At 63.1% G+C, this 18,354-nt stretch carries 15 protein-coding genes; 12 read left to right on the top strand and 3 right to left on the bottom strand.

The window, feature by feature from the left end; genetic code table 11:
* Positions 1-16: 16 nt before the first annotated feature.
* The 3 genes from BHD07_RS23415 to BHD07_RS23405 are packed head-to-tail and all read right to left on the bottom strand — an operon-like array spanning position 17 to position 2,800.
* Positions 17-796 (bottom strand): SDR family oxidoreductase, encoded by a 780-nt coding sequence (locus BHD07_RS23415; protein ID WP_338283291.1) that lies wholly within the window; start codon positions 794-796, stop codon positions 17-19.
* A 30-nt stretch (positions 797-826) separates the two neighbouring features.
* Positions 827-1,975 (bottom strand): galactonate dehydratase, encoded by a 1,149-nt coding sequence (gene dgoD, locus BHD07_RS23410; protein WP_100672290.1) that lies wholly within the window; start codon positions 1,973-1,975, stop codon positions 827-829.
* Positions 1,976-2,032: 57 nt separating this feature from the next.
* Positions 2,033-2,800 carry a FadR/GntR family transcriptional regulator gene (locus tag BHD07_RS23405; protein WP_338283290.1) on the bottom strand — a complete coding sequence of 256 codons (768 nt, stop codon included), beginning with the start codon at positions 2,798-2,800 and terminating at the stop codon, positions 2,033-2,035.
* 192 nt (positions 2,801-2,992) lie between these two features.
* Here BHD07_RS23405 and BHD07_RS23400 point away from each other — a divergent pair, with 192 nt between their 5' ends.
* The 12 genes from BHD07_RS23400 (at position 2,993) to BHD07_RS23345 (ending at position 18,288) form a co-directional block, all read left to right on the top strand.
* Positions 2,993-3,976 (top strand): arabinose ABC transporter substrate-binding protein, encoded by a 984-nt coding sequence (locus BHD07_RS23400; protein ID WP_338283289.1) that lies wholly within the window; start codon positions 2,993-2,995, stop codon positions 3,974-3,976.
* 65 nt (positions 3,977-4,041) lie between these two features.
* Complete coding sequence (gene araG / locus BHD07_RS23395) at positions 4,042-5,568, top strand: L-arabinose ABC transporter ATP-binding protein AraG (protein ID WP_338283288.1); 1,527 nt, start codon at positions 4,042-4,044, stop codon at positions 5,566-5,568.
* 2 nt (positions 5,569-5,570) lie between these two features.
* Positions 5,571-6,524: an L-arabinose ABC transporter permease AraH gene (gene araH, locus BHD07_RS23390; RefSeq protein WP_338283287.1), complete on the top strand. Its 954-nt coding sequence runs from the start codon at positions 5,571-5,573 to the stop codon at positions 6,522-6,524.
* A gap of 285 nt (positions 6,525-6,809) precedes the next feature.
* Positions 6,810-7,838, top strand: a complete 1,029-nt coding sequence (locus BHD07_RS23385) for a substrate-binding domain-containing protein (protein ID WP_275598826.1) — start codon at positions 6,810-6,812, stop codon at positions 7,836-7,838.
* Between the two features lie 66 nt (positions 7,839-7,904).
* On the top strand, positions 7,905-9,446 hold the full coding sequence (locus BHD07_RS23380; RefSeq protein WP_338283286.1) for a sugar ABC transporter ATP-binding protein: 1,542 nt from the start codon (positions 7,905-7,907) through the stop codon (positions 9,444-9,446).
* Between the two features lie 19 nt (positions 9,447-9,465).
* Positions 9,466-10,458: an ABC transporter permease gene (locus BHD07_RS23375; protein ID WP_338283284.1), complete on the top strand. Its 993-nt coding sequence runs from the start codon at positions 9,466-9,468 to the stop codon at positions 10,456-10,458.
* 1 nt (position 10,459) lies between these two features.
* Positions 10,460-11,464, top strand: coding sequence for a sugar-binding transcriptional regulator (locus BHD07_RS23370; RefSeq protein WP_100672297.1), 1,005 nt, complete (start codon positions 10,460-10,462; stop codon positions 11,462-11,464).
* Positions 11,461-12,456 carry an aldo/keto reductase gene (locus BHD07_RS23365; RefSeq protein ID WP_338283283.1) on the top strand — a complete coding sequence of 332 codons (996 nt, stop codon included), beginning with the start codon at positions 11,461-11,463 and terminating at the stop codon, positions 12,454-12,456. The genes BHD07_RS23370 and BHD07_RS23365 overlap by 4 nt, the downstream gene beginning before the upstream one ends.
* A gap of 11 nt (positions 12,457-12,467) precedes the next feature.
* Complete coding sequence (locus tag BHD07_RS23360; RefSeq protein WP_338283282.1) at positions 12,468-14,201, top strand: glycerol-3-phosphate dehydrogenase/oxidase; 1,734 nt, start codon at positions 12,468-12,470, stop codon at positions 14,199-14,201.
* Positions 14,202-14,266: 65 nt separating this feature from the next.
* A complete protein-coding gene (locus BHD07_RS23355; protein ID WP_338283280.1) occupies positions 14,267-15,109 on the top strand; it encodes a class I fructose-bisphosphate aldolase in 843 nt (280 codons plus the stop codon).
* A gap of 30 nt (positions 15,110-15,139) precedes the next feature.
* Positions 15,140-16,669 (top strand): FGGY-family carbohydrate kinase, encoded by a 1,530-nt coding sequence (locus BHD07_RS23350; RefSeq protein ID WP_338283279.1) that lies wholly within the window; start codon positions 15,140-15,142, stop codon positions 16,667-16,669.
* 8 nt (positions 16,670-16,677) lie between these two features.
* A complete protein-coding gene (locus tag BHD07_RS23345) occupies positions 16,678-18,288 on the top strand; it encodes a GMC family oxidoreductase (protein ID WP_338283452.1) in 1,611 nt (536 codons plus the stop codon).
* The last annotated feature ends 66 nt before the right edge of the window (positions 18,289-18,354 follow it).

Raw genomic sequence — 18,354 nt, 5'->3', positions numbered from 1 at the left:
GGTGGCGCGAAGGATTTCACGCCGGATGATGCAGGACGCTGAGGCCGCCATCCACCGTGAGGCACGTGGCGTTCATGAAAGGGCACTCGTCGGAGATCATGAAGACGGCGGCACGGGCGATCTCTTCTGCCGTCGCGATGCGGCCGCCCGGATGGAGCTTCATGGTTGCCGCCTCGGCTGCCGCCGGGTCCGGGAAACTGTTCCAGTAGTCGTAAGCCTTCTGGGTCAACACATAGCCCGGCGCCAGCGCATTCACGCGAACGCCCTTTGGGGCATATTCGATGCCGAGCGCCTTCGTCATGCCGAGCAGCGCGTGCTTTGCGACGGGGTAGGGAAAGGTATGCGGAATAATGGTGAAGGCATGGGTGGAAGCGATGTTGAGGATCGCCCCACCGCCCTCTTCGATCAGGCCAGGCAGCACCGTCTTGCAGCAGTTCCAGGCACCACGGAGGTTGATGTCGAAACAGCGCTGCCAGTCGGCATCGCTCATCTCCAGCGGCTCCGAGAAGACGTTGACCCCGGCATTGTTGACAAGCGCATTGATGGGACCGATCGATGAAGCGGCTGCCGACACCACCGCCTCGATCGCATCGGCGTCCGTAATGTCGGCTTCGGCGTAGGCGAGCACCTGCCCCTCCCGCTGCAGCCGCTTCGCCTCCATTTCAAGCAGGGGACCGTCTCGGTCGACGAGGAAGAGTGCCGCACCCTCCGACAGGAACACTTCGGCAATCGCAAGGCCGATGCCCTGCGCCGCACCGGTCACCATGATCCGCTTGCCTTTAAGCCGGTCACTCATCCCTGCCTCCCTTCGATCCGCGTATAGTCTTCACCACTCGGCAACACTGCCGTCCGAATGGCGCCAGATCGGATTGCGCCAGCGATGCCCCTCCTTCGCGCGTTCGATCACGTAGGCCTCGTCCACCTCGATGCCGAGACCGGGCCCCTGCGGAATGGAAACGAAGCCGTCTTCGTAAGCGAAGACCTCCTTGTTGGAGATGTAGTCGAGGATGTCGTTCGCCTCGTTGTAGTGGATGCCCAGGCTCTGCTCCTGGATGAAGGCGTTATAGCTGACGGCATCGACCTGCAGGCAGGCGGCAAGCGCAATCGGCCCGAGAGGGCAGTGCGGCGCCAGAGCCACGTCGTAGGCCTCGGCCATGGCGGCGATCTTGCGGCATTCGGTGATCCCGCCGGCATGAGAAAGATCCGGCTGGATGATGTCGACGAACCCGTCCGAGAGAACCGATTTGAAGTCCCAGCGCGAATAGAGCCTTTCACCGAGTGCGATCGGCGTCGAGCAATGATTGGCGATTTCCCTCAGGGCTTCGCGGTTCTCGGAAAGCACGGGCTCCTCGATGAACATCAGTTTGAACTGCTCCAGCTCCTTGGCGAGTACCTTCGCCATCGGACGGTGGACCCGCCCATGGAAATCGACGCCAATGCCGATATGAGGGCCGATCGCATCCCGAATCAGCCCTATCGTCTCTACTGCCTTGTCGATCTTCTCGTTGGTGTCGACGATCTGCATCTCCTCGCAGCCGTTGAGCTTGATCGCCTTGAAACCGCGGGCGACCACCTCACGCGCATTGTTCGCGACATCGCTCGGGCGGTCGCCGCCGATCCAGGAATAGACCTTGATCCTGTCGCGGCACTGGCCGCCGAGCAGAGAGTGGACGGGCTGACCGAGCGCCTTGCCCTTGATGTCCCAAAGCGCCTGGTCGATGCCGGCAAGCGCACTCATATGGATGGCGCCGCCGCGGTAGAACCCGCCGCGATAAAGGACGTTCCAATGGTCCTCGATCAGGAAGGGGTCCTTGCCCACGAGATAGTCCGAAAGCTCGTGAACGGCAGCTTCGACCGTCAGGGCGCGCCCCTCGACCACGGGCTCCCCCCACCCCACGACACCCTCATCGGTTTCGATCTTGAGAAACAGCCAGCGCGGCGGAACGATATAGGTGGTCAGCTTCGTGATTTTCATGAAGTGCGTCCAATCTGAATAGGGATATGGCGATCCGAACGGCGTCTATGTTGGTGGTCAGCCTTGCGGCGAACGCCGCTCGACGGCGACGGCAAGATCACGTGCGGCAAGGTCCAGCAACTGGTACGAACAGTCGCGCGCTGCCGCCGTGTCGCGCATCCGCAGCGCTTCGACCAACTGCCTGTGGATTTCCACGGCGTCGCCGCAAGTGTCCGCCGCCTCGTTCGAGGCTTGCAGAGAGAATTTGAGGCCGGCCTGAATGATGCTCGCCAGCTGCTGAAACACCTGATTGTGGCTCGCCTTCAGGAGCGATTCGTGGAAGGCGACGTCCGCCGCAGTAAACTTCACGATGTCGCCTTCGGCGTCCTTCATCTGCTGCCAGGCGCGCTCGATCGCGGCGATATCCTGCACCGTCGCGCGCGCAGCAGCCAGCTCCGCCGCAACCGGCTCGATCGCACGGCGCGCTTCCAGAATACAGTTCAGAAGATCGAACTGAAAAATCCGGTCGCCGATCCACTCCAGGACCTGTTGGTCGAGAATGTTCCACTCGTCCTTGCTGCAGACGACGGTGCCTACGCGCGAACGCCCGCGCACAAGGCCCTTCGATTCGAGAATCTTCAGCGATTCCCGAATCACCGTGCGGCTGACGCCGTAGCGCTCGCACAGGTCGTTCTCCCGCGGCAGGAAACTGCCTGCCGGATAGTCGTCGCCGCAGATCTCGGCGGCGATCGCCCGCGTCACATCCTTCTGGACACGGGGCCGGCGGGAAGGCGCGCTGCTCGGTTCCATCGATTGATCCTGTTGTCCTTGCACCGAAATCTCCATGCGCGGGCCGCTATTTTCTTGGGACTTGAAGCGCGATGCTTATCGCAATTGAGCCGAAGTGACGACCCTTCGTGCAGCACGCATTATCAGACACGCGATTATCATTCATCATACACGTCCAATTGACAAGTATGATCTTTCCATCATACACAAATGCGGCTGCTGGGAGCAGTTCGAACAGGGAGAGAAATCATGCGCTTTATCAAAGCCGTCGCTTTGGCCGGCACCGTCGCGATTCTTGCTGCAACATCCGCCTTCGCCGCCGACGTGAAGATCGGCTTCATCGTGAAGCAGCCGGAGGAGCCGTGGTTCCAGGACGAATGGAAATTCGCCGACGAAGCGGCCAAGGAAAAGGGCTTCACGCTCGTCAAGATCGGCGCCCAGGATGGCGAAAAGGTCCAGTCGGCCATCGACAATCTCGGCGCCCAAGGCGCGCAGGGCTTCATCGTCTGCACGCCGGATGTGAAGCTCGGCCCCGGCATCGTCGCCAAGTCGGCAGCCAACGACCTCAAGTTGATGACGGTCGACGATCGGCTGGTCAACGCCGACGGCAGCCCGATCGAGGACGTTCCGCATATGGGCATCTCCGCCACCAAGATCGGCGAGACCGTGGGCGAGGCGATCGTCGCGGAGATCAAGAAGCGCGGCTGGGACATGAAGGAAGTCGGCGCGATCCGCGTTTCCTACGACCAGCTCCCGACCGCCGTGGACCGGGTGGAAGGCGCGCTCTCCGTTCTGAAGGCGAACGGCTTCCCCGAAGCCAATATCTTCGACGCGCCGCAGGCAAAGACCGACACCGAAGCCGCTCTCAATGCCGCGACAGTCGTTCTCAACAAGAATGCGGGCATCAAAAAGTGGATCGCCGTCGGCCTTAACGACGAAGCCGTGCTTGGTGCAGTGCGTGCCACAGAGACGGTCGGCATCCCCGCAGACAGCATGATCGGCATCGGCATCGGCGGTGCGGAGTCCGCGATCAACGAGTTCAAGAAGCCTTCCGCGACGGGCTTCTACGGCACCGTCATCATCTCGCCAAAACGCCACGGCTACGAGACGGCCCTCAACATGTACGAGTGGATCGCCAACGGCAAAGAACCGGAAAAGCTGATCCTGACCGCCGGCCAGCTCGCGCTGCGCGACAACTATGAGGCCGTCCGCAAGGAACTCGGCATCGAGTGAGCCCTGCCCCGACTGAAACGAGCCCGGTGTCGCCAAACGCCGGGCGTCCTTCCCGGAGCGCTGCAATGCAGGACTTTCTGGAATTCCAATCGATTTCAAAAGGCTATCCCGCCGTTCAGGCGCTGTCGGAGGTCTCCTTCTCTGTACGCAAGGGCGCGGTTCACGGGCTGATGGGAGAAAACGGAGCCGGGAAGTCCACCTTGATACGGGTGCTCTCCGGAGACCAGGCGGCCGACACCGGCGAGATCCGCATCGACGGCGAGCCGCAGCCCTATCGTTCCGTACGCGATGCCTTCAACGCGGGCGTCATCGTCATCCATCAGGAACTGCAGCTCGTACCGGAGCTGACGGTCGCCGAAAACCTTTGGCTCGGCCGCTTCCCCGGCAATGCCGGCGTCATCGACCGTCGACAATTGGTTCGCGTCGTCTCCGACAGGCTTAAAGAAAACGGTATTGACGTCGATCCCGAGGCGAAGGTTGCATCCCTGTCGATCGGCGAGCGGCAGATGGTCGAGATAGCCAAAGCGGTGATGACCGACGCTCGCGTGATTGCCTTGGACGAGCCCACCTCTTCGCTCTCCTCGCGAGAAAGCGAAATCCTCTTCGCCCTGATCGAAAGATTGCGGTCGAACGGCACGGTCATCCTCTATGTCTCGCATCGGCTGGACGAGATCTTCCGCCTGTGCGACAGCCTGACCGTGCTGAGAGATGGCCGGCTCGCAGCCCATCATCCGGACATCTCGAAAGTCGGCCGCGAGCAGATCATCGCCGAGATGGTCGGGCGCGAAATTTCGAACATCTGGGGTTGGCGCGCCCGGACGCTCGGAGCTGCGAGGCTTTCGGTCGAAGACGTTTCCGGCGCCACCCTGCCCCAACCGATCAGCTTTGCCGTCCGCGCCGGCGAGATTCTCGGCTTCTTCGGCCTGATCGGCGCGGGCCGCAGCGAAATGGCCCTTCTGGTCTATGGCGCCGATCGCCGGCGGCAGGGCAAGGTCCTGGTGGACGGCGCCGCCGTACCGGCGAACAGCCCGCGGCTGTCGATCCGTGCCGGCGTCGTTCTGTGCCCGGAAGACAGGAAGTCCGAGGGCATCGTGCACGGGCGCTCGATCGAGGAGAACATGGCGATCTCCTCCCGCCGTCATTTCTCGCCCTTCGGAATTGTGGACAAGCGTAAGGAGGCGGACCTTGCCGAGCGTTTCATCGCGAAGCTGCGGGTGCGCACGCCCTCGCGCCACCAGGACATCGTCAACCTGTCCGGCGGAAACCAGCAGAAGGTGATCCTTGGCCGCTGGCTGTCGGAAGAGGGCGTCAAGGTGCTTCTGATCGACGAGCCGACCCGCGGCATCGATGTCGGCGCGAAATCGGAAATATACGAAATTCTTTACGAGCTTGCGGCTCAAGGCATGGCGATCGTCGTCATTTCGAGCGAACTGCCCGAAATCATGGGGATTGCGGACCGCATTGTCGTGATGTGCGAGGGTCGGATCGCGGCCGAAATCGACCGGAGCGATTTCGACGAACGCCGGATACTTGCAGCAGCACTTCCGGATGCCTCAGCCACGACGGCCACTCTTCCCGAACAGGTAAGCTGACCATGACGACTTCCTTGAAAAAACTTCTTCTCGGCGAACAGGGCCTGCTGGTGATCTTTGCCGCCGCCTTCGTGGTGGTGTCTCTGACGGTTCCGAACTTCCTCACCGAGCGCAACATGCTCGGTTTGCTGCAATCGGTGGTGACCATCGGCGTCGTCGCCTGCACCATGATGTTCTGCCTGGCATCGCGCGACTTCGATCTTTCGGTCGGCTCTACCGTAGCCTTCTCGGGAATGGTTGCCGTAATGGCGTCGAACGCGACGGGCTCGATCGTGCTCGGCCTTCTGGCCGCTCTTGCCTGCGGTGGGATCGTTGGTCTCGCGAACGGCATCGTGATCGCCCGTTTCCGCATCAATGCGCTCATAACGACGCTGGCGACGATGCAGATCGTACGCGGCTTTGCCTTGATTGCATCGGACGGCCGTGCCGTCGGGATCAACGATCCGGCATTCTACCAGCTCTCTCTGTCGAAGTTCCTGACGGTACCCACGCCGATCTGGGTGATGGCCCTCTTTTTCATCGTGTTCGGTTTCCTGCTCAACCGTACCGTCTTCGGCAAGAACACCCTTGCGATCGGCGGCAACCCGGAAGCCTCGCGGCTGGCCGGCGTCGACGTCGCGCGGATGCGCATCTGGATCTTCGCCCTGCAGGGACTGGTATGTGCGGTAGCAGGGGTCCTGCTCGCCTCGCGCATCACTTCGGGGCAGCCGAATGCGGCCACCGGGCTCGAACTCTCGGTGATTTCCGCCTGCGTTCTCGGCGGTGTCTCGCTTGCCGGCGGCCGGGCGACCATGACCGGGGTCGTCGTCGGCGTTCTGATCATGGGTATTGCCGAGAATGTCATGAACCTGCTCAACATCCAGGCCTTCTACCAGTATGTGGTGCGTGGTCTCATCCTGCTGATTGCGGTCCTCCTCGACAATATGCGCTCTGTCGCCGGCAGGCCGCGAGGGTAATTTCCGGCACGAAGGACGCAGGTCCCTCGTTCTCAATCCTTATTCCTCTGCCTATCACAGAAATCATGCCAGCCCAAACCCTTGGGCTGGCTTTACGCGTTTCGCCGCGCGCGTATCCAACGTGAAATATATTTCACATAACGAAATATATTGACACGCATCCTTTCCTAGAGTTACCTGCCTCTACCGGACTTCGAGGAGGAAGAACGGACTTCACGAACACAGCGGCCGCCTTTGGCGCGCCGACGCGCTTTTTGGGAGGGGCTTCGGCCTCGAGGAGGACTCTTGCGCAATTTTCTCAGCACGACCGCGATGGCGGTCCTCGCAACCACGCTTCTTGCCGGCACGGCCGCCGCCGCGACGGACAACCCGTTCCGCTGCAAGCCGGGCGAAAAATACGTCATGAACGTGATGGTGTCGGGCGTCGAATACTGGTTCCCGGTCTACGAGATGTTCAAGCAGGCCGGCCAGCAGTTCGGCTGCGAGACGGAATACACCGGAACGCCGGAATATGACGTCAACAAGCAGATCGCCAGCTTCGACCAAGCCTTGGCGCAGAACCCGGCCGGCATTCTGGTTCACCCGATGAATTCGGATCCGTTTATCGAGCCTATCAACCGGGCGACCGACCAAGGCACGGCGGTCGTGACCTTCGCCGCGGATTCTCCCCTGTCGAAGCGCGTTTCCTACATCACCTCCGACAACACACGCGAAGGCATCTACGCCGCCGACAAGATCGCCGAAAAGCTCGGGGGCAAGGGTGAATATGCGGTGCTCGAAAATCCCGGCCAGGACAATCACGACAAGCGCATCGCAGCCTTCATCGCCCGCATGGAGGAGAAATGGCCCGACATGAAGCTCGTCGGGCGGGCCGCTTCCAACCAGGACCCTAACAAAGCCTATCAGGGACTCACGAGCCTCATCCAGGCCAACCCCAATCTCGGCGCCGTGTTCATGCCCGAGGCAAATTCGGCGATCGGCGCGGCGCAGGCGAACAAGGAAACGGGCGGCAAAGTCCTCGTCATGTGCGCCGACGTAAACGCCAATATTCTCGACATGATCAAGGCGGGCGAGGTCTTCGGCTCGATCAACCCCAATCAGGGCATGCAGGGCTATATGGGCTTCCTGCTGCTCTGGCTCGCCAAGCACCCGGAGCTCATCGACCCGATGAACGACGCCAAGCGATCCGGCTTCAATCCGATGAGCATCCCGGTCGTCGACAACGGGCTCTCGATCGTCACGGCCGATAACGCCGACGATTTCTACTGGGACAAGTACCTGAAACGCCGCGGTACCAAGGGCATCGAGGAATAGGATCGCATGGGCGGCCGCCCGGATCCTTGCTCCGGGCGGCCTACGAGGCGGGAGGGGAAAATCGCGATGACGTCAGAGACCGTGCTGGAGATCCGCAATGTCAGCAAGCATTTCGGCGCCGTGAAGGCGTTGACAGGCGTAGACTTTCGGCTCGAACGAGGCGAAGTTCACGCGCTTTGCGGCGAGAACGGCGCCGGCAAGTCGACACTGATGAACGTCATTGCCGGCGTGCTGCACCCGTCGGAAGGAGAAATCCTCATCGAAGGCGCACCCGTGAAGATTGCCTCGCCCGCAGTCGCACAGTCGCTCGGCATCGGCCTGGTGCATCAGGAGATCGCGCTTTGCCCCGACGCGACAATCGCCGAAAACATGTTCATGGCGGCGACGAACCGCCGACGCTCGGCTCTGATGAACTACGCCCAGCTGGAGCGCGACGCGCAGGCCGTAATGAATCGTCTGGCCCCGATCGACGTCGGTCAGAAGGTCGGCGACCTGCCGATCTCCAGTCAGCAGCTCGTCGAGATCGCCAAGGCGCTGACGCTCGATTGCCGCGTGCTTATCTTTGACGAGCCGACGGCGGCGCTGACAGAGACCGAAGCACAGGTGCTCTTCGGCATCATCCGCGATCTCAAGGCGCGCGGCATCTCGATCATCTATATCAGCCACCGCATGGCAGAGGTGTTCAATCTCTGCGATCGGGTGACCGTCTTCCGCGACGGGCGCTATGTCGCGACGGAAAAGATAGCGGACGTCACTCCTGACGATGTCGTCCGACTGATGGTCGGCCGCGAGATCAGCCAGCTTTATCCGGACAAGCCGCATCCCTCCGAACGCCTGGGCGAACCGATTCTTTCAGTCCGCGATCTCGGCGATGACGCACGCTTCCGCAACGTCAGCTTCGTGCTCCGCCACGGCGAAATTCTCGGCGTCGGTGGCCTGATCGGCTCCGGACGAACGGAAATTGCCGAGGGCATCTGCGCACTGCGACCGGTGACGCAAGGCGAAATCCGGCTGCATGACCAGGTGCTTCGTCTGCGGCGCTATTCCGACGCGGCGAAAGCCGGCGTCGTCTATCTTTCGGAGGACCGGAAAGGATCGGGCGTTTTCCTCGATCTCTCGATCGCCCAGAACATTGCCGCACTCGATCTGAAGGCATTGACCTCACTTGGCCTGCTCGACTCCCGCAAGGAAAGAGTGCTCGCCGAGGACCTGACCCGCAGGCTTGGCGTCCGGATGGGCGGCGTCGACATGCCGGTCTCCTCGCTATCGGGCGGCAACCAGCAGAAGGTGGCGATCGCCAAGCAGCTGGCCGTCGATCCAAAGGTGATCCTGATGGACGAGCCGACGCGCGGCATCGATGTCGGCGCCAAATCGGAAATCCACCGCCTGCTGCGCGAGCTTGCCCATGCCGGCATCGGCATTCTGGTCATCTCGTCCGAACTGCCGGAGCTGATCGGACTCTGCGACCGCGTCCTGGTGGTGCGCGAAGGACGGATCGCAGGCGAGGTATCGGGCGACGAAATGACCGAGGAGGCGATCATGCGGTTTGCGTCCGGCATCGGGTCGGCAAGCGAAACCAACTTGAAGGCATCCGGGCATGTTGCCTGAAGAAGCGGGAGACAGGACTATGGCAGTCGATACATTGGCGGTCGCGGGAAAAACGCGCAGGCCGGCATGGAAGCGGATCGGCACGATGCGCGAGGCCGGACTGATTGCGATTATCCTTTCGCTCTCGGTGATCATGAGCTTCGCCTCGCCGCATTTCCTCACGCTTGGCAATTTCCGGGCGATGCTCATGTCCTTCTCGGTCGAGGGCATCGTCGTCGTCGGCATGACGATCCTGCTGATCGTCGGCGGCATCGATCTTTCGGTCGGCTCCGTCGTCTGCTTCTCGATGGTGCTCTCCGGCTCGCTCTTCCTGATCGGCGTCGATCCCTGGACGGCATCGCTCGTCGGAATTGCCGCCAGTGCCGCCATCGGCTGCATCATGGGCTTCTTCGTCACCGTGGTCGGGCTCAACCACTTCATCACATCGCTTGCGGCCATGGTGATCGTTCGCGGTCTCTGCCTCGTCATCACCAAGGGCACGCCGCTTTCGCTCTTCACCTTGCCGCCGGCATTCAAGGCGGTCGGTCAGGGTACCTTCTTCGGGGTTCCCTATGTGATCCTGATCTTCCTCGCGGTCGTCGCCGCCTTCGATTTCCTGCTGCGCCGGGCGACCGCCTTCCGCAAGGTCTTCTACACAGGCAGCAATGAGAAGGCCGCGCTCTATTCCGGCATCAAGACAAAGGAGGTCAAATTCTGGGTGACGGTGCTTTGCGCGACGCTCTCCGGCGTGGCGGGGACGATCTACATGTCACGCTTCGGCGCGGCGACGCCGACCTTCGGTGTGGGCATGGAGCTCAACATCATCGCCGCGGCGGTGATCGGCGGCGCCTCGCTGAATGGCGGCTCGGGCACGATCCTCGGTGCCATCCTCGGCATCGCCCTGCTCTCCGTCGTCACAAGCTCGCTGATCCTGCTCGACGTTTCGGTGTACTGGCAGGATATGATCAAGGGCTGCATACTGCTCGCCGCCGTTTCGATCGATCACTTGCTGCACAAGCGGAAGGCTCTCTGACATGGCGAACGCCAAACCGAAATCACAATCCGCCCCGCGCGAAGAAATCGTCATCGCCAGGCAGATGCATCAAGCCCTGGTGCTGCACTTCCTGGAGGGTTTGACACAAGCGCAGATCGCCGATCAGCTCGGCATCTCGCATGCGACCGTCAACCGCCTCATCAAGCGTGGGCGCCAGCTTGGCCTCGTCGAGATCAAGATCAAGTCGCCGGTCGAGCCATTGGTGGAAATCGAAGAACAACTGCTGGCGCTCGGAGGCATCCGCCGCGCGGTCGTCGTGCCGACGGTCTCGGACAATCCCCAGATCGCCCTGCAATCGGTCGGCGAAGCCGCGGCACGGCTCATGCTCGAACAGATCGCCGACGGGGACACGATCTGCATCACCGGCGGCAAGGGGGTGAGCGCCGTGGTTGCCGGCCTGCAGCCGTCGCGCCGCTTCGATATCGAGGTCATTCCCGCGACCGGCTGCGTTCAAGGCAAGCACTATACCGACGTCAACCACGTCGCCACCCTGATGGCGGACCGGCTCGGCGGGCATTCCTTCCAGATACACGCGCCGCTCTTCGCCGACAGCGAAGCGGAACGGAAAATGCTGCTCGGCATGCGCTCGGTCGCCGACGTCTTCAGGCGGGCGCGCGACGCGAAGATTGCCGTGGTCGGCATCGGCTCTATCCTTTCGGACGACTCCAGCTATTACGACCTGCACCCCTCCTCCAGCACCGATCGCGAGGCGATCGAGCAATCCGGCGCCTCCTGCGAACTGCTGGCGCATCTGCTCGACGATTGCGGGCGCGTCTGCGGCTACGGGCTCAATCGGCGTCTGGTTTCGCTGACGCTCTCCGAATTCGCTTCGATCCCGACGAAGATCGGTGTCGCAAGCGGGCCCAGCAAAGCGGGGCCGATCTTAAGCGTCATGCGCGGCAATCATCTGGACACGCTCGTCACGGATCAGGCGACGGGAGCGCGCATTCTCGAACTGGCCAAGGAAGGCGGAGAGCGTTCATGAATGGACAACAAATCATGCGGGAGATCGGCCGCTCCGGGGTCGCAGCCTCAGCGGTCGGCCTCGGCACCTGGGCAATCGGCGGCTGGATGTGGGGCGGCACGGACGAACGGGAATCGGTCGCCGCCATCCATGCCTCCCTGGATGCAGGCGTCACGCTGATCGACACGGCACCCGCCTACGGGCTCGGGCGGGCGGAAGAGATCGTCGGCAAGGCGCTTTCCGGGCGCCGCGACAAGGCGGTGATCGCAACGAAATGCGGCCTCGTCTGGCACACACGGCAGGGCAATCACTTCTTCGACCAGGACGGCAGGCCCGTCCATCGCCATCTCGGTCGGGAATCGATCTTCCACGAGGTGGAACAAAGCCTCAGCCGGCTCGGCACGGACTATATCGACCTCTACATCACCCACTGGCAAGACCCGACGACGCCGATCGAGGAAACCATGCGGGCGCTCGAGGACCTGCGCACCGCCGGCAAGATCCGGGCGATCGGCGCCAGCAATGTCAACCTGGAAGAACTCGAAATCTATGTGAAGATCGGCGGTCTCGATGCGATCCAGGAACGGTTCAGCATGCTCGACCGGGAGATCGAAGCGCAACTCCTGCCTGTCACGACGGCAAACGGCGTGGCGACGCTCAGCTATTCGTCTCTCGCTCTGGGCCTTCTCTCCGGCTCGATCGGGCCGGAACGCGTCTTTTCCGGTGACGACCAGCGCAGGGACAATCCGCGTTTCTCCGTCGCAAACCGGGAGAAGGTCACGCGCTTCGCCGAAGCGATAAGGCCGATCGCGCAAGAGCACGAGGCATCGATCGCCCAGATCGTCATCGCCTGGACCCTGGCGCAACCCGGCATCACCTTCGCGCTTTGCGGCGCGCGCAATCCCGCCCAGGCGCTCGACAATGCAAGAGCCGGCACGATCCGGCTCAGCGCGGAGGACCTCTCGACGGTCGAGGCGGCAATAGCGGCTGATCTGGCGAATATGGACAGGTAACGGACCGCCCCATGACAAGGACAGAGATTTTGGACGGGCTCCGCCGGAGCCCGAAGGTGGACGTCTGCGTCCTCGGCGGCGGCATCAACGGGCTCAGCGTCTTTCGCGAGCTCGCGCTGCAGGGGCTACGCGTCCTGCTCGTCGAGAAGCACGATTACTGCTCGGGCGCGAGTGCTGCGCTGTCGCGCATGGTGCATGGCGGCCTGCGCTACCTCGAAAACGGCGAGTTCACGCTGGTGAAAGAGTCGCTCGTGGAGCGCGACCGGCTTCTCAGGAACGCGCCGCACCTCGTGGCGCCACTTGCGACGACGGTTCCCGTCTTCGACATTTTCTCCGGGCTTGCCAATGGCATCGTTCGCTTTCTCGGCTTGAGCCGCCGGCCGAGCCGCCGCGGGGCCATCGCCATCAAGGCCGGACTTTCGATCTACGACCTGCTGACGCGCAAGCGGGCGCTGATGCCGCGTCACCGGTTCCGCGGCCGTCGCGCGACGCTGGCAAAATGGCCGGCGCTCAACCCGAAGATACGCAGTTCCGCCACCTATTACGATGCCTGGGTGAGCCACCCCGAGCGGATCGGCATGGAGCTGTTGCGGGACGGGCTGTCCGCCTCGAGCGAGGCGGCGGCGCTGAACTATGCCGACCTTCGCCGAAACGAGGCCGGCAAATACATCATCGCCGACGGCATCGATGGGGTCGGCGTCGAGATCGAGCCCAGTCTGATCGTCAACGCGACCGGCGGTTGGATCGACATCACCAATGGCGCGCTCTTGCCGCCGGATCACCCCTCCACCCCGCTGATGGGCGGCACGAAGGGATCGCATCTCATCATCGACAATATGCATCTGCGCGACGCACTCGGCGATCACATGATCTATTACGAGAACGAGGACGGCCGCATCTGCATCCTCTTTCCCTATTTCGGCAAGGTGCTGGTCGGTTCGACCGACATCCGGGTCGACGATCCCGGGACGGTCAAGTGCGAGGAAGAGGAGCGCGATTACATCCTGCAGTCGCTGGCCTTCGTCTTGCCTGGTATCGAGATCGGGCAGGAGGAAATCGTCTTCCAGTTCTCCGGCGTGCGACCGCTGCCCGCCAGCAGCGACATTTTCACCGGCCGCATCCCGCGCGACCATTTCTGCACCACGATCGAGAGCGCCGGCACGCCGGTACTGTGCATGATCGGCGGCAAGTGGACGACCTTTCGCTCCTTCGGCGAACTTGCAGCCGATACGGCGCTGGAACGCCTCGGCCTTTCACGCCGCGTCTCGACGGCCGACCGCGCCATCGGCGGAGGGCGGGGATTTCCGGCCGATCGCGAAAGCTGGATTGCCGCCTTGGCCGCTCGTTGCAGCCTGCCACCGCCGCACGTCGCCGAATTGTTCTCCCGCTACGGAACGGAGGCCGAGGCGCTGGCGGCTTTCATAGGCCAGGGAAGCGATGCCGTGATCCCGGGCGCCGCTCATACGATGCGGGAACTTCTGTTCCTGATCCGCAACGAGGCGGTCGAGCATCTGGACGATCTGCTCTTGCGCCGCACGACGCTCGCCATTTCGGGCACGCTCTCGCTCGCCATTCTCGACGCTGCGCTCGAACTGCTGACGGAGGAGAAGGCGTGGTCCGAGGCGCGCCGCCTGAGTGAGCGGAACCGGTGCCTGGCGCTCCTGCGAGACCGGCACGGGGTCGACGAGAAAGCCCTTGCAGCCCGAATGCCGCCCCCATTGGCGAAGGCCGTCGCGGCGGGTTGATACCGCAATCTTTTGCGGTGGCTCCGACCCAGGCTGCCGCGCAACCTACGACGAAGGAGAAAAGCATGAGCATCAACAGCAAGGTGCGGATGAACCGCCTTTTCGACGGCGGACGCTGCCTCGACGTGGCGATCGATCACGGCGTCTGCAACGAGCCATCCTTCCTGAGCGGACTCGAGAACATGGAGTCCGTGGTGAAGACACTCACCGCGGCGGCGCCCGACGCGATCCAGATGAACTACGGCCAGGCCGATCTGCTGCAGGATCTGCCCGGAAAGGACAAGCCGGCGCTCGTCATGCGCATCGACATGGGCAATCCCTATAACCGCGTCCGCCACCGCGACATGTGGGCGGTGCTGCAAAACGAGGCCGAGCCGCTGATCGGGGCGCTGGCCATGGATGCGGCCTGCGTCGTCGTCAACCTGTTCATGCTGCCGGACGAACCGAGCCTTTTCCGCCAATGCGTGCAGAACATCGCCCGCGTCCGGGCGGATTGCGACAAATACGGGATGCCACTGATGATAGAGCCGCTCGTCATGCAGCCGGTTACCGAGCATGGCGGCTACATGGTGGACGGCGATGCCGACAAGATCGTCACGCTGACACGGCTTGCCCGGGAGATGGGCGCCGATATCGTCAAGGCGGACCCGACCACCGATGCGGACGAATTCCACCGGGTGGTGGAAGCGGCGCGTTGCCCGGTTCTCGTTCGGGGCGGCGGCAAGGAGGATCTGAGAGCCGTCTTCGACAAGTCGGCGGCCTTGATGAAGCAGGGCGCGATGGGCATGGTCTACGGGCGCAATGTCTATCAGCACTCCAATCCGAATGCCGTGGTGCGCGGACTGATGGCGATCGTTCACGACAATGCGAGCGGCGAAGAGGCCTTCGCGCTGTATCGTCAAGGTTGATCTGATATCGGACCTTGGGAGGGGTTCAGCATGGGAGACTATCTTTTGGGCCTCGACGCCGGCAACACCGTCATCAAGGCGGTGATCTTCGACCGGCAGGGCAAGGAAATCGCTTCGGCCGCTGCGGAAGGGCACAGCCGGATGCCGTTCCCAGGCCATGTCGAGCGCAGCCTGGACGAGCTGTGGGAGAATGCCCGCCGGGTCATCCGCACATGTGTCGATGAGGCCGGGATCGACGCCGGCGAAATCGCCGCCATCGGCTGCGCCGGCCATGGCAACGGGCTCTACGCGCTCGACCATGAGGGGCGTCCGCTTCTCGGCATACAGTCGCTCGACACCCGGGCGGCGGCGCTTGTCGAAGAGTGGACATCGCAAGGTGTCGGCGACCGGACCTACCCGATCGGCCAGCAACGGCCCTGGCCTTCGCAGACCCCCACTCTTCTCGCCTGGCTGAAACGACATCGGCCGGAGGTCTTCGCCAGCATCGGCACGGTCTTTCTCTGCAAGGATTTCATCGTCAACCGGCTGACGGGCACGCGCGTCAGCGACGTCTCGGACATGACCGGCTGCGGATTGCTCAACGTCGCCGGCCGGCACTACGACCCGGAACTCATGGCAGCTTACGGGCTCTCAGAAACGATTGACCTCCTGCCGCCATTGGTGGAAAGCGCCGACGTCGCCGGTCGCATCACCGAAGCGGCCGCGGCCGAGACGGGACTTGCCGCCGGAACGCCGGTGGTCGGCGGGCTCTTCGACGTGGTCGCCTCGGCGATCGGCTCCGGGGTCACCCGCACCGGGGCAGCTTCCATCATCGCCGGGACCTGGAGCATCAATCAGGTGATCATCGAAAGCCCGGAGCTCCAGGGACCGGTGTTCATGTCCTCCACCTTCGACCGCGACCGCTACCTGGCGATCGAGTCCAGCGCGACCTCCGCCGCAAACCTCGAATGGCTGGTGCGGGAGTTCTTTTCCGAGGTGCGCTCCGATGGGCGCTCGCCCTTCGACCTCTGCTGCGAGCTCGCCTCCTCGAGCGATCCGGCCTCCGACGACCCCATCTACCACCCCTATCTCTACGGCGCCCAGCAGGACGGCAGCGCGCGCGCCGGGTTCTACGGCATCGCCGGCTGGCACACGAAAGGCCACCTCGTGCGCGCGGTACTCGAAGGCGTGGCTTTCGGTCACCGCCAGCACATAGAGACGATGCGCAAAGCAGGTGCGGCCTTCGACGAGGCGGTCCTTTCCGGCGGCGGTTCGCGCAGTCTCATATGGCCGCAGATATTCGCCGACGTCCTCGGCGTCCCGGTCTCCGTGGCCCGCTCGCGTGAGACGGGCGCACTGGGGGCGGCAATCGCCGCCGGCACCGGCGTCGGCATTTTCTCCGACTTCGCCGAGGGTGCGGCCGCGATGGTGAGAGCCGAGCGGCACTATCGTCCGAACAGGGCGCTGGAGGCCCATTATGCCCGGCGATACGCGCTTTACAGGGACATCGCGGACGCCATGACGCCGATCTGGCGACGGCTTTCGGCAATGCAGGCCATCACGGCGGGAGTTGCGGCGTGAACGCGGATATGAACGAGACGATCGCCGATGCGGGCAGTTACGATTTCATCGTCATCGGCGCCGGCTCCGCGGGCTGCGTCCTTGCCAACCGGCTTTCCGCGGACCCGAAAAACCGGGTCCTGCTGCTCGAAGCCGGCGGCAGCGACCGTTATCACTGGGTGCATGTGCCGATCGGCTATCTCTACTGCATGGGCAATCCGCGCACCGACTGGATGATGAGGACGGCCGCGGAACCCGGTCTCAACGGCCGCAGCCTCCCCTATCCTCGCGGCAAGCTGCTCGGCGGCTGCTCTTCCATCAACGGCATGATCTATATGCGTGGGCAGGCGGCCGACTACGACGGCTGGCGCCAGGCAGGCAATACCGGCTGGGGCTGGGACGATGTTCTGCCCTATTTCCTGAAGTCCGAGGACAACTTCCGCGGCAAGTCGCCGTTGCATGGCGCCGGCGGGGAATGGCGAGTCGAACGGCAGCGTCTGTCCTGGCCGATCCTTGATGCCTTTCGCGATGCGGCCGAAGAGCTCGGCATTCCGAAGACTGAGGATTTCAACACCGGCGACAACGAGGGATCCGGCTATTTCGAGGTGAACCAGCGCGGCGGCCTGCGCTGGAACACGACCAAGGCGTTCCTGCGCCCCGCGATGAAGCGGCCGAACCTTCGGGTGCTGACGGGCGCCGAGACCGAGCGTCTGATCTTCGACGGGCGCCGGACGAAGGGCGTGCGCTTCCGGTCGGACGGCCGCATCCACGTGGCGCGCGCCACGCGCGAGGTCATCCTCTCTGCGGGCGCGATCAACTCGCCGAAAATCCTCGAACTCTCCGGGGTGGGCCGACCGGACGTCGTCTCGGCAGCCGGCGCGCAGGTCGTCCACGACCTCCCCGGGGTTGGCGAGAACCTGCAGGATCATCTTCAGATCCGCACCGTATTCCGGATCGAAGGCGCGAAGACGCTGAACCAGCTCTATCACAGCATTTTTTCCCGCATGGGAATGGGCTTCGAATACATGCTGAGGCGTTCCGGTCCGCTGTCGATGGCACCGAGCCAACTCGGCATATTCGCGAAAAGCAGCCCCTCCGTCGCAACCCCCGACCTCGAATACCATGTCCAGCCGCTGAGCACCGACCGATTGGGAGAGCCGCTCCACAGATACCCGGCCGTCACGGTCTCGGTCTGCAATCTGAGGCCGGAAAGCCGGGGGAGCGTGCATGTCACGACAACGGAATCATCCGCCGCGCCGGACATCCGGCCGAACTATCTGTCCACTGCCGGAGACCGGCTGCTTGCGGCACGGGCGATTCGCCACGCTCGCAATCTCATGGCGACGAAGGCCATCGCAAGATTCAAGCCGGCGGAAATACTGCCCGGCGCGGAGTTCCAAAGCGAGGATGAGCTCATCCGACGCGCCGGCGATATTGCGACGACGATCTTCCACCCGGTCGGCACCTGCAGGATGGGCAGCGATCCGATGGCGGTGGTGGACCCTTCCCTCAAGGTTCATGGTCTTGATGGCCTGCGCGTCGTCGACGCCTCGATCATGCCCACCATCGTCTCCGGAAACACGAACTCGCCGGTCATCATGATTGCGGAAAAAGCGGCGGAGGCCATCCTCCGCAGCTAGAGCACTTCCAGGAAAAGTGTGTAACCGTTTTCCGTCCGGAAAGTGCGGTGGACCAACGGCTTAGAG

Origin of the sequence: Sinorhizobium sp. KGO-5 (genome assembly GCF_036245905.1) — a bacterium.
Lineage (GTDB): Bacteria > Pseudomonadota > Alphaproteobacteria > Rhizobiales > Rhizobiaceae > Sinorhizobium > Sinorhizobium meliloti_A.
This window is presented reverse-complemented; position numbering and strand designations above follow the sequence as displayed.

What these genes read in the sequence shown, in the direction of transcription:
- BHD07_RS23415 (WP_338283291.1), bottom strand. Translation starts at nt 796, where the DNA reads ATGAGTGACCGGCTTAAAGGCAAGCGGATCATGGTGACCGGTGCGGCG.
- dgoD (WP_100672290.1), bottom strand. Translation starts at nt 1,975, where the DNA reads ATGAAAATCACGAAGCTGACCACCTATATCGTTCCGCCGCGCTGGCTG.
- BHD07_RS23405 (WP_338283290.1), bottom strand. Translation starts at nt 2,800, where the DNA reads ATGGAGATTTCGGTGCAAGGACAACAGGATCAATCGATGGAACCGAGC.
- BHD07_RS23400 (WP_338283289.1), top strand. Translation starts at nt 2,993, where the DNA reads ATGCGCTTTATCAAAGCCGTCGCTTTGGCCGGCACCGTCGCGATTCTT.
- araG (WP_338283288.1), top strand. Translation starts at nt 4,042, where the DNA reads ATGCAGGACTTTCTGGAATTCCAATCGATTTCAAAAGGCTATCCCGCC.
- araH (WP_338283287.1), top strand. Translation starts at nt 5,571, where the DNA reads ATGACGACTTCCTTGAAAAAACTTCTTCTCGGCGAACAGGGCCTGCTG.
- BHD07_RS23380 (WP_338283286.1), top strand. Translation starts at nt 7,905, where the DNA reads ATGACGTCAGAGACCGTGCTGGAGATCCGCAATGTCAGCAAGCATTTC.
- BHD07_RS23375 (WP_338283284.1), top strand. Translation starts at nt 9,466, where the DNA reads ATGGCAGTCGATACATTGGCGGTCGCGGGAAAAACGCGCAGGCCGGCA.
- BHD07_RS23370 (WP_100672297.1), top strand. Translation starts at nt 10,460, where the DNA reads ATGGCGAACGCCAAACCGAAATCACAATCCGCCCCGCGCGAAGAAATC.
- BHD07_RS23365 (WP_338283283.1), top strand. Translation starts at nt 11,461, where the DNA reads ATGAATGGACAACAAATCATGCGGGAGATCGGCCGCTCCGGGGTCGCA.
- BHD07_RS23360 (WP_338283282.1), top strand. Translation starts at nt 12,468, where the DNA reads ATGACAAGGACAGAGATTTTGGACGGGCTCCGCCGGAGCCCGAAGGTG.
- BHD07_RS23355 (WP_338283280.1), top strand. Translation starts at nt 14,267, where the DNA reads ATGAGCATCAACAGCAAGGTGCGGATGAACCGCCTTTTCGACGGCGGA.
- BHD07_RS23350 (WP_338283279.1), top strand. Translation starts at nt 15,140, where the DNA reads ATGGGAGACTATCTTTTGGGCCTCGACGCCGGCAACACCGTCATCAAG.
- BHD07_RS23345 (WP_338283452.1), top strand. Translation starts at nt 16,678, where the DNA reads ATGAACGAGACGATCGCCGATGCGGGCAGTTACGATTTCATCGTCATC.